Here is a 14,666-nt window from a genome sequence, read left to right as displayed (position 1 = left end):
GGTAACAGAGCGTCACGTCATCCCGCGTGCGGACGCGGGATGACGTCCGTAAGACCGGGTCCTAGAGATCCGAGGGAAGATCGGCGCCGAGCCACTTCTGCGATATGGCGTTCAGTGCCCCATCGGTTTTGGCGGCGGCGATGATGCCGTTCACCTTCTCCAGAAGTGCTGCCTGTTCCTTGTTGAGGCCGATATAGCAGGGCGAGTTCTTGATGAGGAACTTCATCTCAGGGCGCTTGGGGGGATTCTTGGCGAGGATCGCCGCGGCGACGACGTTGCCGGTAGCGATGGTGTCGACTTGGCCGGACAGGAATGCGGAGATGGTGCCGTTATTGTCCTCGTAACGCTTGATCGTCGCGTCGGTCGGCGCGATCTTCGTCAGCTCGAGATCTTCGACGGCGCCGCGCGTGACGCCGATGCTCTTGCCGGCGAGGTCCTCCACCTTGGCGATCGAAACATCGGCCGGCGCGAACACGCCGTTGAAGAAGGGTGCGTAGGCCGTGGTGAAATCGATCACCTTTTCGCGCTCGGCATTCTTGCCGAGGCTTGATATGACCAGATCGACTTTGTTCGTCTGCAGATAGGGAACGCGGTTGGCGCTGGTGACCGGCACGAGTTCGGTCTTCACGCCCAGCTTTTCGGCAATGAGATTGGCCACGTCGATATCGTAGCCCATCGGCGCCATATCAGTGCCGACGCTGCCGAAGGGCGGGAAATCCTGCGGGACGGCGACACGCAGCGTCCCGCGCGCCGTGATGTCGGCGAGAGCATCGGCGTAGGACGCCGAGCCGAAGCCGAAGGTTGCAGCCAGGGTCGCGATTGCGAAGAAGACTCGTCTTGTCAGCATGTTTTAATTGCTCCTTTGAAGTTGTGGTTTTTTGGGTCTGATAGTTGGGAGACCGAGGGCACGGTCTTGGGAGGAAGTGACAGGGAACTGCGCAGTTCCGAGAGCGGATCGGGGCGGGTGGTGAGGTCGAGGCCCATTTCCACTTCGTCCAGATGTTCGATAGAGAGCTCGGCAGCTCTGACGAAATCGCCCGCTTGCATCGCCTCGAAGATGCGGCAATGCCCGTCATGAGACTGTGCTGCGTGAAATTCAGACTGATAGAGCATCGATATGAGGATCGTCCTCGCGGTGAGATCGCGGAGGATATCGACGATGATGGCGTTCCCGCTCAATTCTGCGATGCGGATGTGGAAATCGCCCATCAAATAGGTCAGGCGCTGGCGGTCGCCCGCAGCCATTGCGGTCTTTTCCTCGTTCAAATGCACGTCGAGAGCTTTGCTTCCCTCGTCCGTCAATACACGCATGCTGCGCAGCAACCCGGCCTCGATGACGCGCCGTGCCTCATAGACAGCGATCGCCTCTTCAGCGGACGGCTCGACGACAAACCAGCCCCGTCTCGGACTGACATGCACGATGCCGCGTGTTTCCAGACGCATCATGGCTTCACGGACGCGGGTTCGAGACACGCTGAAGAGCGTTGCCAGCTGGTTTTCACTCAGACGCGTCCCGGGCCGAATTTTGGCTGAAAGAATCCCGGAGACGATCGTCTCCTCGATGGTCTTCTGCGTGCTCTCAGATGTGTGGCTATCTTGCATACAAGACAGGAAAGCAAAGCTCGTGCCAAAATTCTGCGTTCAGGATTTCCAAGATGTCTCGGATCCCTCCCCCCGGAATTTGCACGCTGGGAATGCAGACTGAGCGTAAATTAAGCGAGTCCCCGCAATTCCTTGCAAACTCCTCAGCGGCCGCCGCCCAAAGCCGGCAAAGCCCCGTCCCTGTCGAAAAGTTGCTTGCAGCTAGACCGGTTCGGCATACATAGTCATGTTAGTCACCATAGTCAGGATATAGCGAATGCAGCCATCACGACCAGAAGATAAAAGTTGGACCGTCGCCAGTGCGAAAGCCAAGCTGTCTGAGGTTATCGAACGCGCGCAAGCAACGCCGCAAACGATCATGCGCAATGGTAAACCAAGCGTCGTCGTCGTTTCGGCCGAGGAATGGCAGCGGAAGACCGCGCGCAAGGGCACCCTTGCAGAGTTTCTGATGCAATCGCCGCTGCGTGGCGCCGATCTGGACCTCGAACGGCAGCGCGACGAACCGCGAGATCTCCAGTTGTGAGACTTCTGCTGGACACCAATGTGCTTTCCGAGGTGACAAGGCCGCATCCCGATGCACGTGTCCTACAATGGCTGGACAGTCTCGACGAGGATCGCTCATTCATCAGCACCGTATCGATCGCGGAGATCCGGCGTGGTGTTGCATTGATGGAAAGCGGGCGGAAGCGCGACGCGCTGGCTGAATGGCTTGCCCAGGATCTGCCGCAGCGCTTCGAGCAGCGTGTCATCACTGTGGACCAGCCGGTTGCGATAGCCTGGGGCGACTTGATGGGGCTCGCAAAGCGAAGCGGGCGCGGCTTCTCCTCAATGGACGGCCTAATTGCCGCCACCGCGATTGCTCACGATCTCACCCTCGCCACTCGCAATGTAAAGGATTTCCACGGCTTTGGGATCGAGCTTGTCGATCCTTGGACCGAGCGCCCGTGACGACCCACAGAGCGATCGTCATGGGATCTTTCTTTCGTCTAGTTGAAACTCGAGGTTTTGAGGAATTCCGCCAGCCGTTCGGTCTTGGGACGGACGAACATTTCCTTTGGATCGCCCTCCTCGCAGATGACACCCTGGTTCATGAAGATGACCCGTGACGAAACCTCGTAGGCGAAACGCATCTCGTGGGTGACGAGCAGCATGGTCATGCCGTCGGCAGCAAGCCCCTTAATCACCTGCAGGACTTCGCCCACCAGTTCCGGGTCGAGCGCGGAGGTCACTTCGTCGAACAGCATCAGTCTGGGCGACATGGCGATCGCGCGGGCGATCGCGACGCGCTGCTGCTGGCCGCCGGAAAGCTGCCCGGGATAATGGTTCGTGCGGGCGGAAAGGCCGACACGATCGAGCCATTTTTCCGCGATGGCGCGAGCGTCCGACTTCGTCATTTTCTTCACCTTGACGAGGCCGAGCATGACGTTTTCAGCAGCGCTCATATGCGGAAAAAGATTGAACTGCTGAAACGCCATGCCGGTCAGCGCACGCTGGCGTGCAATCTCCTTCTCGCTCTTGCGGCGCCGCGTTGTCCCTTCGGCGCGATAGCCGATCTCCTCGCCGTCGAGGCTGATCGTGCCGCCCTGGAATTCCTCGAGCATGTTGATGCAGCGCAGCAAGGTAGTCTTTCCGGAGCCGGACGAGCCGATGATGGAAATGACTTCGCCCTCCTCAACGGCGCAATCGACACCCTTGAGGACTTCGTGGATACCGTAAGTCTTGCGCAGACCCTGGATCTCGAGAATGGTCTTGGCCATCGGGGTATCTCCTCAGGACGGCAGGGCGGTCTTACGCTCGACATATTTGCCGAAGTGCTCGATGCCGTAGTTGATGATGAAATAGAGCCCACCGGCCAGGAAATAGAACTGGAGGCTCATGAAATTGCGGGAGATGATTTCCTGCGTGCGCAGGAGAAGCTCCGCGACGCCGATGACGGAGAGCAGCGTCGAGGCCTTCACCATCTCGGCCGCCGTATTCACCCAGGCCGGCAAGCACTGGCGCATGGCCTGCGGCCACAGCACCGAGGTGAAGGTCTGTGTAAAGGTCAGGCCGATCGCCTTGGCGGCTTCGGTCTGCCCTTTCGGGATCGCCTGAAGCGCCCCGCGCACGATTTCGCCGACATGGGAGGAGCAGAAGATGGCAAGGGCGAGCACGCCGGCCGAGAACGGCCCGAGATCGAGGCCGACGGCGGCAGAGACATAGTAGCTCGCGAGCACCAGCACGAGCACCGGCGTGCCACGGATGATATCCGTATAGGCGCGCACGGCCAGACGCAAAACAACGCCGCCATAGACGAGCGCCAAACCGACGAAAACGCCGAGTATGGAACCCGCGAGGATGGCCAGCAGGGAGATCGACACGGTTACGCCAATGCCGTTCATGATGACGTATCGGGCGATCCAGAGTTGTTCGAGAAAGGTGTGGGACATCGGCTTATCTCGGCAGGGCCAGACGGCGCTCGACGAAGCGCATCACGGCGGCGATGAGGAAACAGGTCGCGACATAGAGCGCGGATGTGACCATCCAGGTTTCTATGACGCGGAAGCTCTCGACATTGATCTTGCGGGCGGCAAACGTCAGTTCAGGCACGGCGATGGCGGCGGCAAGCGAGGTGTCCTTGAAGAGCGAGATGATCGTCGAGGACAGCGATGGCAGCACGTTGCGCAGCATCAGCGGAGCGATGATGGAGCTGCGGATCTGCATCCCCGTCAGGCCGATGGCAAGCCCCGCTTCCGTCAGGCCTCTCGGAATGGACAGCAGCCCGGCACGGAACACCTCGGCCAGATAGGCGCCGGAATAAAGCGACAGAACCAGGACGAAGCTTTTTATCTTGTCGAGGCGCACGCCCATCTGCGGCAGCGCGAAAAAGACGAAAAGCACCAGGACGAGAATCGGCAGGTTGCGAATGACAGTGACATAGACCCGTGCCGGCACGATCGCAAAACGGCTCTTGGAGGTCAGCGCGAAGGCCACGACAAGGCCGATCGCGGCCCCGATCAGGATCGAGATCACCGCAAGGCCGAGACTGAGTGCGAGCCCGCTCAAAAGAAAATCGAAGTTGCGCCAGACGGCAGCGAAATTCAACGTGTAACCCATACGGGCCGCCCTTTCAGACCAGAGCATGATGCCGAAAAGAGCGAGCGGTTTTCGGCATCATGCTCTCACTCTTTAAATGCGGAGCGGGAAACATGTCCCGCTCCGCATGGCTGTTACTTGAACTCGACCGGGAAGCCGATCTGCGGCGGCGTCAGATCTTTGCCGAACCAAGTCTTGAAGGACTTGGCGTAAAAGTCGAATTCAACGCCGGTCATGGCTTCGTGCAGGGCGGTGTTGACGAAGTTCAGCCAATCCTGATCGCCGCGCTTGACGGCGCAGGCGTAGGTCTGCGGGTTCCAGCCGTAGCCGGCATCTTTGTAACGGCCCGGATTCTGCGTCATGTACCAGGCAAGCGACGACTGGTCTGTGGCGACAGCATCGGCGCGTCCCGATTCCAGTGCCTGATAGATCAGGTCGACGGAATCGTACTGGTCGACGGTCGCCTCCGGCAATGCCGCATGCACCATTGCCTCGGCATAGACGTTTTGAAGAACCGAGATGGTGACGGAGGAACCGGCCGCCTTGAGGGCTGCGTGGTCGGCATATTTTCCGTCCGCCTTGAGCATCAGGCCGACACCCTCGCGATAATAAGGAATGGTGAAGGCAACCTGCTGCGCGCGTTCGCCGGTAACCGTCATGAACTGGCAGGTGATGTCGACTTTGTCGGTGGTGATGTTCGGGATGCGAGCATCGGAGGACTGGTTCACATATTCGATCTTCTCAGGATCGCCGAAGAGCGCCTTGGCGATGATATGGCCCATGTCGACGTCGAATCCCTGGAGCTTGTCGTCGGCGCTCTTGAAGTGCCAAGGCGCATTGGTGCTGCCCGTGCCGAGGACGAGATGGCCGCGGGCCAGCACTTCATCGAGCTTGCTGCCTTCGGCCAGCGCAGGCGTGGACAACAGAGCGGCGACGGCCAGCGACATCACGCCGGTGCGAAAGGAATTGGTCATGGCGTTCCCCTTATGGATGGTTCCCGTTATTCCAATATAATGGACGTATGTCTGTTTTACTGGAACAATGTTATGAAGTGCCATCGAGGATGAATTGTCAATGGGTCATGCCGAAAAAACGCGCAGCGGCGCGCGTGGCGATTTTTTCGGCAGTGCAGCATTATTCTCTTGTTTCAGAGGCTCAACATTATGCCCTTAACGCTCAGCGACCTGACGGCCATGCAGAGGGCAAAAGGTACGATCTTCAGAGCGACTGCCTCACGATCCAGCGCCTTACCCGTTTGCGGTCGCAGCGCAGATCAGTGAGGCAGCCGCCTCGCCTGCGGCTTCCATATAGGTCGGGTCTCGATGCAGCAGAACGACGGCGAACGAGCCATCGAGCAGCAGGACGATCTGCCGGGTGACGCTCTCATGCCGGCCGCCCATGACTTCGCATGGCGCATTCTGTCATTCACCGCTGGCGGCGGCGAGCGTTCTGGCGGCGGTGACGCGCGGTATCCAGAGCATTGCGGAGGGGTTCTGATCGAAGGCGAACGATTCGCCCGCATGGCGCCAACCACCGCTTTGCGCGGAGGGCTCGACGCATGGATCGAGCGTCGCAAGCCAACCGTCCCGGCTCGCCCGATTGATTGTCGCCAATACTGCCGATGCATGGCTCAGCTAGCGTAAAATTCTTCCAATCAGCCTTCAGCGCGATGGAGGCCGACTCCTACCCTTTGATCGACGATGATGCGCTCCCGTCAGGCTCGCCGCGGACGGGGCGACTACAGGCCTCACCCGCTTTTCAATTGCGCCATCGCAAGCAGCGAGTCCGCGCTTATCGTCGCCGAGCCGGTCAGGATCGAAAGTGCCGTCGACGTGGTGCCTGTGCCGTTGGCCATGTCATACATGGCAGTAAAGCGTTTGATCAGATCGTCGACTTTGTCAGGATCCGACAGATCCTCGATGTCGATAAAATTGTTGATCATCTCGGCTTGCTTGTCGACGTCCATGTTCGAGACGTAGCTGGACAGGTTGAAGCTCGTCGTAAAAAACTCGAAGAGCGCGCTGTCGCCCAGAATGTCGTAGGCGCTCGAGATCTCCGGCGCTTTGCGCTGGAAGTAGAGGGCAAGGCGCACGCCGGTGTTGCTGTCGCCTTGATCATCCTCGAGCGTCAGCCTGACATAGGCGTCGATTGTCTCCAGCACGTCGCCGCGCTGCTGCACCGTCCCGGTCGGATCGGTCGAAATATTGCCGTCCTGATCGAAATTGAACGCGCCGACGAGTTCGGCGAAGCGATTGTCGTCCAGCTTGTTGACGTAACTGTCTTCGTCGTCGAGATCGGAAGAAAACATCTTCTCCAACGCGTCCGACGTGACATCATCAGGATCGAGCCCCTTCGCCTCGAGCACGAAGGAAACCAGTCGATCGTCGGCCAGGAATTCGCTGGCCGTGGTGATCGTCGCCATCTGCTCGCGAAAATAGGCAATCTCCTCGTCCGCCGCGTCGGTCGCTTCCGTCAGCTCGTCGCCTTCGAGGTATCGGATCTTGTTCTGCTTGTAATAGGTGGCATAGTCGTCGACGACGGATTCCGACATGGCCTGCAGCGGAACGGCAACATCGCTATTGCTGTCGAAGTTGAAGGCTTTGCGAAAGGCGACGAACCGGTCATCGTCGAGGCTGTTGACATAGCTTTTCGAGTCCGAGGGATCGCTTTCGAGAATTTTCCGGACCTCGCTTCTCGAAACGCTGTCCGGGTCTATGTCAAAGGCTCGCAACGCCATTTCCCACAGTTCCGGGAGATCGTCGTTGTCGTCATCGTCGTCGTCATCGTTCGACACCAGGAAATCATCGATCGAGGTGACGCTGGCGATGCGCGTCGTATAGTTGTCGACGGCGTCTTCTGTGTCGGTGTTGGCGACCAGCACCGCATAATTTTCATCGAAAGCCGCCGTGGTGGCGGCGGTCTGTTCCGATGTCTGGGCCGTGTCGCCATCGGCAAGCGCGCCGTCCTCGTCGAAATTGAAGGCATCGTGCAGCTCGGACAAGCCGATCGCGTCGGCGAGATCCGCGCTTTTCAGCGCCGCGGAAATGAAGTTATCGGTCTCGCTATCGGTAAGCCCATAGGCAGTTCTCAGATAGGAAACCAGTTTGTCGTCGCTCATCAACGCGTCGACGGAGATGATGTTTCCGATTTGCGCAGCGAAGTAGGTGTCATAGGCCTCCCCGGTATCCGAGGATGCGGTCGTCGCCGAGGCAACCGCATAAGCGCTTGTGACCAGCGAAATCTGATCTTCCGACATCACGTCGCCGTCGGTCGAGCCATCCTCGTTGAAGTTGAAGGCCTTCGCCAGGTTGACATAGACCTCGTCGTCGAGCTGGTTGACGAAGCTATCGGCATCGTCGAGATCGCTCGTCAAAACGCTCTTCAGGAAGCTGGTCGAGGTATATTCGGTGCTGAGCCCGAAAGCCGTCAGCACATAGTTCTTCAGCGTCGAACTCGACAGGAGATCGTCGACCGAGGTGATCGACGAGATATTCTCTTCGAAATAGTCCGTCGCGTCCGCGATGTCATCCGCCTCGGTATCGAAGGATTCCTCATAAGCATCAAGCAGATTGTCCCGCTGCACGTCCGATTGCGCCGTCATCGTCTCGCCGGCGAATTTGAAGGCGGCAGCGAACTCGGCATAACGGGTGTCGCTCAAGCTGTTGGCGAAGCTCGATGAATCACTGAGGTCGCTCTCCAGAACCTTCTTCATGAAGGCCTTGGCATATGTCATGTCTTCAAGGCCGTAGGCCTTCATGGCGTAGGAATAAAGTTTGTAATCGCTCATGAACTCGTCGACGGTCGTGACCTTGTCGATGTTTTCCTTGTAATAGGCGCTGTCGCGGGCAACCGTTGCCTGTGAAGCCACGTTCGAGAGGCTGGCGTTCAGATTTCGCGCGACCGTGAGATAGCTTACATAGGTGGAAACCAACGTCTGTCCCTTTCATAGGCACGGCGGTGCCGCGCGAAAGCCTGCCGGCAGTCACGGGTGAACATTTTCATCTCTGCGGGAATGTCGTCGCCGGTCATGGCGAAGCGCAGCCACCTACATGTGGGCCGAATCACGTTAATAGAACTCTATAGTTCTATAATTCATCCAGTGCGGAATTGGAAGCGAAAGTCAAGGGAGGATAGCGCGAGGAGCGAATCTGATTGCGACGTTTTAGGCGGCGCCGACGCCTGCGGCAAAGATGGCAATGCAGCGGCGAAGATGGGCAAACAGTTGAGCCCGGTCGGGCCAGGCCTGCGCGCGCCCTTCCGGCGGACCCATGCCGCCGAGGATCATATCCATCAGCATCCGGGCTCCGCTCGCCGTATCGTCCAGCTTCAATTTGCCTTCCGACCGGCGTTCGCTCAGCCAGTCGGCGAGATGCTGGCGGCTGGCAAGCATGCCTTCGCGCTGCAGGATATCAACAAGTTCGGGAAATTGCGCCGCTTCGCGAAAGACGAGTTGCAGGAAGCCGGTGCGATCCGCATCCTTGTCCTCATCCATATCGATCATGAAAATGCGCTCGAGGCTCGCGGCAATCGAGATATCTTCGGCAGGCCTGGGCAGATCGAGCATCAGGCGTCGATGCGCGCCGACCACGGCGGCAAACAACTCTTCCTTGCTCTGAAACAGCTTATAGAGCGTCTGCTTCGAAACGCCCGCCTCGGAGGCGACGATCGCGGTCGTGCTTCCGGCATAACCGTATTTGACGAAAACGCGGCCGGCGACTTCGACGATATGCGCCCGCTTGTCCTCGTCGCTGGAAACTTTCGGTCGACCGCGTTTGCGCGGCTCGTCCGCAGGTTCGTCGATAATATCCATGACGGTCTAGACCACCCTGCCGAAACGCGTGCCGACGACCTGAGAACGTAGACTACGATTTCTGAGGGGCAATTTTTTCGGTTGTGGCATTAGTGATTTCGATTTAGAGAACTTATCAGTTCTGTAATGCGTTGCATCCTCACCCTCCTAGCGATGGAGCGCTTATGACGACCATTTCCGCTGCAACATCAGTCTCTTCCTATTCCTATAGCAAGCACCCGACATCCGCGTCCGAGGAGATCCTATCCTCTAATACGGTTTCGTCGGCAAAAGCAACCAAAAGCGGGCAGCTCGATGAAGACACGTCCGGCAGCGCCGACAAACTCCTGTCCCAGCTGATGACGCTGTCGATGAACCGCTTCTCCGATCAGTCGGCCTCCGGCGAGAATGAGGATGGCGGCGAAGGCATGGACGTTGCCCAATTGGACAGCGATGGCGACGGCTACGTGAGTAAGGCCGAGTTCGTCGCGGCCCGGCCGTCCGACGTGACGGAGGACCAGGCCAACACGCTTTTCGACAGCTTCGACAGCGAAAGCACTGGCTCGCTATCGGTCGATGCGCTGACCGAGGCCATGTCGGCTCAGCGGTCGCAACGCCCCGGCGGACCGCCACCGCCGCCCGCTGACGATGACGATCTTGCATCCCTGCTCTCCGATCTCGATACCGACGGCGACGGCTCCATCAGCAAGGACGAGTTCGTCGCAGGCCGGCCGTCCGATGTGACCGAAGACCAGGCCGACACGCTTTTCGACAGCTTCGACAGCGAAGGAGCGGGTTCGCTATCGGTCGATGCGCTGACCGAGGCGATGTCGGCCGAGCAGTCGCAACGTCCCGGCGGACCGCCACCGCCGCCGCCCGCAGAAGACAACCAGTCTCAATCCCTGCTCTCCGATCTCGATACGAATGGAGACGGGCTGGTGACATTGGACGAGTTCATGGCAGGCAAGCCCGAGGACGTCACCGAAAGCCAGGCGAGCCAGCTCTTCGATCTGCTCGACACATCCGGCACCGGTTCATTGTCCGTTCAATCCGCGGGCTGACGGCGGATACGGAGCGTCGCCATTGCAGCTGCTGGAGAAACTGCAATGAGACGATCTGAAAGCGGCCCGGCCGTGGAGCTGGCAGAGCCTGGAGCCGGGCCGCTCCTGAAATGCTGAAACGTTGGTGCGCCGCCACAGGCGCACGAAACCAGCGCGCGGATGAGCCGGAGCGCCTATCGCCATCACGGGGTCAGTCCAGACAATCAGATCATCGACCGGTGTCGGCCTTTGCCCGGCGCCAGCGATGTCGTGCGCCCGCCATCCGGGCCCTGGAAGCCTGTCGTCACATGGCATGTTCCCAAACCTTGAAGGAATTGAGCCATGAGCATTTTTGGAAGCATGAAAACCGCGGTCTCCGGCATGAGCGCCCAGGCAAACCGGCTGAGCACGGTTTCCGACAATATCGCTAACGCGAACACCACCGGCTACAAAGCCGTTTCCACCTCCTTTTCGTCATTGGTTCTGCCGTCTTCCTCGGGCAATTATAATTCAGGCGGCGTTCAGACCTCCGTGCGCCAAGCGATTTCTCAGCAAGGCGACATTTCCTATACGACCTCGGCCTACGACCTGGCGATCTCGGGAGACGGGTTCTTCATCGTCGAAAGCGCCGACGGCACGCCTGTGCTCACCCGGGCCGGCGACTTCTCGGTCGACAGCGACGGCAATCTCGTCAACGGCGCCGGTTTCACGCTGATGGGATATTCCTATGATTCCGGCGTGCCGGCGGTGGTCGTCAACGGCTTCGACGGTCTGGTGCCGGTCAACGTATCCCAATCGGGCTTGAGCGCCGTCGCTTCGAGCAGCGCCTATTTCAGTGGTAACCTGAACTCCGAAGCGACCGTCGTCACCGATACGACGACGCTGCCGAGCGCCAACACGGCAAGCGTCACCGACGACACGCAGAAGATGTCGCTGGTTGCCTATGACAGCCTCGGCGGCACCGTCCAGTACGACTATTACTTCACCAAGACCGGCGTCACGACGGATGCGAGCGGCGCAGTCACCGGCAGCACCTGGGAGGTCGCGGTTTACCGCAATGCCGATGCAGCCACCGGCAGCACGACGTCCTTTCCCTACTCTTCCGATGCCGTGAGCGTCGCAACGCTCTCCTTCGACGCCGATGGCCAGCTGACCTCCGCAACCGACACCGACATCGTCGATCCGGTGACGGCAAAGACGGTCACCATGGACTATTCCGACTTCACCCAGCTTGCCTCCGACTTCTCGGCGACGGGCTCTGCAGACGGCCAGGCCGCAAGTGCCGTAAGCTCGGTGTCTATCGGTGCGGACGGCGTGGTCTCGGTCTCCTACGCGAACGGCGCGACAAAGGCTCTCTACCAGATCCCTCTCGCGACGGTCGCCAGTCCCGACAATCTGACGCTGCTCAGCGGCAACGTCTATAGCGCCAACGGATTGTCCGGCGTCACGGTCACCGGCTTCCCGCAAACGAACGGGCTTGGCTCCATCCAGTCCGGCGCTCTCGAAAGCTCGAACGTCGATCTCGCCGGCGAACTGACGGAGATGATCGAGGCGCAGCGCAGCTATACCGCCAATTCCAAGGTGTTTCAGACCGGCTCCGATATCATGGATGTCCTCGTCAATCTGAAACGATAGGGAGGGCGCCGGCATGTCGCTCACCTCCGCCTTGAACAGCGTGCAAAGTATTTTCAACACTACGGGCCAGCAAAGCAGCGTCATCTCGACGAATATCGCCAATGTCGGAAATTCCGACTATGTGAGGCGGGAGGCGTCGGTTACGACGTCTCTTTCCGGCGCCCAGGCTGTCAGCATCAGCCGGGCGCAGGAAACTGCGCTGCTTGCCCAGTATCTGCAAACGAATGCCAAGGACAGCGCCCAGCAAACGCTGGTGACCGGTCTCGAAAGCCTGAAGTCGCTGGTGGGCGGCAATGACTACGAGACCTCGCCGAGTACCTATCTCACGGCGTTCCAGCAGGCGCTCCAGACATTCGGCACGTCGCCGAGCAGCACGACATCAGCGCAATCGGCCGTGACCGCCGCGCAGGATCTCGCCAATTCGCTAAATACCGCAAGCGACGGCGTCCAGTCGATCAGAGCCGAGGCGGATGCGGAGATCGCCACACAGGTCTCCACCCTGAATACGCTGCTGTCGCAATTCGAGGCGGCCAACAATGCGGTCAAGCTGGCGACGTCGACTGGCACCGATACATCTTCGGCGCTCGACGAGCGTGAAAAGCTGCTGAAGCAGATCTCCTCGATCGTCGGCGTCACTTCCACCGTGCGCGACAATAACGATATGGCGCTCTACACCTCGGATGGCACCGTGCTGTTCGAGACCATACCCCGTACCGTCACGTTCGCGCCGACAGCGACCTACGTCGCCGGAACGGAAGGCAATTCCATCTATATCGACGGCGTTGCGCTCGACGCCGGCGAGGGATCGACGACGAGTGCCTCGGGGAGCCTGCAGGCGCTGCTGCAGCTTCGCGACGAGATCGCCCCGACATTCCAGGCCCAGCTCGACGAGATCGCCAAATCGCTCGTCCAGATCTTCTCGGAAACCGACGGCAGCACCAGCGCGCCGGGACTTTTCGTGTGGACGACGGCGTCAGGCGCAACCGGGGGAACACCTGCTGCTTCCGACGATACGACAGGGATCGCCTCCACCATCTCGGTCAATCCAGCCGTCGTCACCAGCGAGGGCGGCGATGCGACGAAGCTGCGCGATGGCTCCATCAGCGGGATCATCGATCTCAACACCGCGGGAGACAGCGGCTTCTCGGACAATCTCGACGCCCTGTATCAGGCGCTGACGGAACAGCGCTCGTTCTCTTCCGACGCCGGTCTCTCGACGTCGCAAAGCCTGACGGACTATGCCAGCGCCTCCATCGGCTGGCTCGAACAATATCGAAGCGATGCCACGTCGGCCTCCGAAACCACGGCTGCGGCCTTGTCACGCTCCGACGAGGCCTATTCCAACGAAACCGGCGTCAACCTCGACGAGGAACTGACGCTGCTTCTCGACATCGAACAATCCTACAAAGCGGCGACGAAGATCCTGAACGTCATCGACGAGATGTTCCAGTCGCTCCTCGACATAGCGAGCTAGTCATGAAAGCATCTTTTGTCTCATCATCGGCAATGCAGAACGTTCTCAGGCTCACCATCAGCCAGTCCCAAAACAAGCTGCAGCAGGCCTCGACGGAAGCAACGACGGGAACCTACGCCGATATCGGCGTATCCCTCGGCGCCGGCGCTGCAAAGTCGATCAATCTCACCAGTGCTATCGCGCAGGCCGCCTCTTTCAAGATGAGTAATGCCGTCGTCGAATTGCGCATGAACGCATCGCAAACCGCCCTTTCGAGCCTCAAGGATGCCGGCGACAGTCTGGTCTCGAACCTGACCGCACTCCAGGCGAGCCAGGATACGACGAGCATCGCCGTTGCCTTGCAGACGGCGAGCGCCACGATTTCGCAGCTGGTCTCGACGGCAAACACGTCGGTCAATGGCGAGTTCCTGTTCGGCGGAACGAACCTCGACAGCCAACCTCTGACCGATCAATCCTCGGCGGTCTCGGATACGATCGTTTCGGCTCTGACCGACTATGCAACCGGTCTCGGAAAAGACGTCAACGAGTTGACGGGCGAGGAAATCGGCAGCTTCATCACCGACACGGTCGAGCCGATGTTTTCCGAGAGCGCCTGGACGGACGCTTCCGAAGGCTGGTCGGCCGCTTCCAGCGCCAACATGACGAGCCGGATCAGCGGATCGGAAACCATCACGTCGTCGACCAATGCCAATTCCGAAGGCATGCGCTATCTCGCGCTCGCCTCCGTCGTCGTCTCCGCCCTCTTCGGCCAGGATCTCAGCTCCGACGCGCAGAGCACCGTCGCATCCAAGGCGATCGCCTATGCGGCGCAGGCAACCTCAGGGATCGTGACGCAGCAAAGCGAACTCGGCCTCGCCCAGGAACGGCTCGAAAAGGCAAATGAGGCCCTCGACGCTCAATCCACTCTGCTTCAGGGAAACCTCGTCGATCTCCAGGGCGTGGATACCTATGAGGCCTCGACGCTCGTCAACCAGCTGCAGACGCAATTGGAAACGGCCTACACGCTCGTTTCCAAACTCCAGAGCCTGAGCCTGGTCAACTATCTCTGACG

Annotated in this window: 14 protein-coding genes and 1 pseudogene; 6 read left to right on the top strand and 9 right to left on the bottom strand. The window is 59.6% G+C overall.

The window, feature by feature from the left end:
- Positions 1-61 precede the first annotated feature (61 nt).
- Positions 62-847, bottom strand: coding sequence for a transporter substrate-binding domain-containing protein (locus tag V8P77_RS11075; protein WP_335912599.1), 786 nt, complete (start codon positions 845-847; stop codon positions 62-64).
- Complete coding sequence (locus tag V8P77_RS11070; RefSeq protein WP_138332920.1) at positions 841-1,602, bottom strand: GntR family transcriptional regulator; 762 nt, start codon at positions 1,600-1,602, stop codon at positions 841-843. The genes V8P77_RS11075 and V8P77_RS11070 overlap by 7 nt, the downstream gene beginning before the upstream one ends.
- 256 nt (positions 1,603-1,858) lie before the next feature.
- On the opposite strand from V8P77_RS11070, the gene V8P77_RS11065 reads away from it, so the two are divergent.
- The gene (locus tag V8P77_RS11065; protein ID WP_017991284.1) at positions 1,859-2,125 is read left to right on the top strand and encodes a type II toxin-antitoxin system Phd/YefM family antitoxin; all 267 of its coding nucleotides are present in this window, start codon (positions 1,859-1,861) and stop codon (positions 2,123-2,125) included.
- Positions 2,122-2,550, top strand: coding sequence for a type II toxin-antitoxin system VapC family toxin (locus V8P77_RS11060; RefSeq protein WP_335912587.1), 429 nt, complete (start codon positions 2,122-2,124; stop codon positions 2,548-2,550). The genes V8P77_RS11065 and V8P77_RS11060 overlap by 4 nt, the downstream gene beginning before the upstream one ends.
- A 38-nt stretch (positions 2,551-2,588) precedes the next feature.
- Here V8P77_RS11060 and V8P77_RS11055 read toward each other — a convergent pair whose 3' ends face one another.
- The 7 genes and pseudogenes from V8P77_RS11055 to V8P77_RS11020 form a co-directional block, all read right to left on the bottom strand.
- Positions 2,589-3,359, bottom strand: coding sequence for an amino acid ABC transporter ATP-binding protein (locus tag V8P77_RS11055; RefSeq protein WP_335912585.1), 771 nt, complete (start codon positions 3,357-3,359; stop codon positions 2,589-2,591).
- Positions 3,360-3,371: 12 nt separating this feature from the next.
- Positions 3,372-4,031 carry an amino acid ABC transporter permease gene (locus V8P77_RS11050; protein ID WP_011648868.1) on the bottom strand — a complete coding sequence of 220 codons (660 nt, stop codon included), beginning with the start codon at positions 4,029-4,031 and terminating at the stop codon, positions 3,372-3,374.
- 4 nt (positions 4,032-4,035) lie between these two features.
- Positions 4,036-4,698, bottom strand: coding sequence for an amino acid ABC transporter permease (locus V8P77_RS11045; protein WP_335912575.1), 663 nt, complete (start codon positions 4,696-4,698; stop codon positions 4,036-4,038).
- Positions 4,699-4,811: 113 nt separating this feature from the next.
- Positions 4,812-5,651, bottom strand: coding sequence for a transporter substrate-binding protein (locus V8P77_RS11040; RefSeq protein ID WP_335912573.1), 840 nt, complete (start codon positions 5,649-5,651; stop codon positions 4,812-4,814).
- A 273-nt stretch (positions 5,652-5,924) separates the two neighbouring features.
- Positions 5,925-6,050 (bottom strand): annotated as a pseudogene (locus V8P77_RS11035) (TetR/AcrR family transcriptional regulator); the annotation flags it as partial.
- Between the two features lie 374 nt (positions 6,051-6,424).
- The gene (locus tag V8P77_RS11025) at positions 6,425-8,608 is read right to left on the bottom strand and encodes a DUF1217 domain-containing protein (protein WP_335912570.1); all 2,184 of its coding nucleotides are present in this window, start codon (positions 8,606-8,608) and stop codon (positions 6,425-6,427) included.
- 231 nt (positions 8,609-8,839) lie between these two features.
- Positions 8,840-9,487 carry a TetR/AcrR family transcriptional regulator gene (locus V8P77_RS11020; RefSeq protein WP_335912568.1) on the bottom strand — a complete coding sequence of 216 codons (648 nt, stop codon included), beginning with the start codon at positions 9,485-9,487 and terminating at the stop codon, positions 8,840-8,842.
- A 164-nt stretch (positions 9,488-9,651) separates the two neighbouring features.
- Here V8P77_RS11020 and V8P77_RS11015 point away from each other — a divergent pair, with 164 nt between their 5' ends.
- From V8P77_RS11015 to V8P77_RS11000, 4 genes are all read left to right on the top strand, one after another.
- Positions 9,652-10,527: an EF-hand domain-containing protein gene (locus tag V8P77_RS11015; RefSeq protein WP_335912567.1), complete on the top strand. Its 876-nt coding sequence runs from the start codon at positions 9,652-9,654 to the stop codon at positions 10,525-10,527.
- A gap of 321 nt (positions 10,528-10,848) precedes the next feature.
- Positions 10,849-12,141, top strand: coding sequence for a flagellar hook protein FlgE (locus V8P77_RS11010; RefSeq protein WP_003550208.1), 1,293 nt, complete (start codon positions 10,849-10,851; stop codon positions 12,139-12,141).
- A gap of 13 nt (positions 12,142-12,154) precedes the next feature.
- Positions 12,155-13,615: a flagellar hook-associated protein FlgK gene (gene flgK, locus V8P77_RS11005; RefSeq protein ID WP_335912566.1), complete on the top strand. Its 1,461-nt coding sequence runs from the start codon at positions 12,155-12,157 to the stop codon at positions 13,613-13,615.
- 2 nt (positions 13,616-13,617) lie between these two features.
- On the top strand, positions 13,618-14,664 hold the full coding sequence (locus V8P77_RS11000) for a flagellar hook-associated family protein (RefSeq protein ID WP_335912564.1): 1,047 nt from the start codon (positions 13,618-13,620) through the stop codon (positions 14,662-14,664).
- The last annotated feature ends 2 nt before the right edge of the window (positions 14,665-14,666 follow it).

The organism is Rhizobium aouanii (assembly GCF_037002925.1).
Lineage (GTDB): Bacteria > Pseudomonadota > Alphaproteobacteria > Rhizobiales > Rhizobiaceae > Rhizobium > Rhizobium aouanii.
The sequence above is the reverse complement of the archived record's forward strand: the minus strand, read 5'-3'. Positions and strand labels throughout refer to the sequence as shown.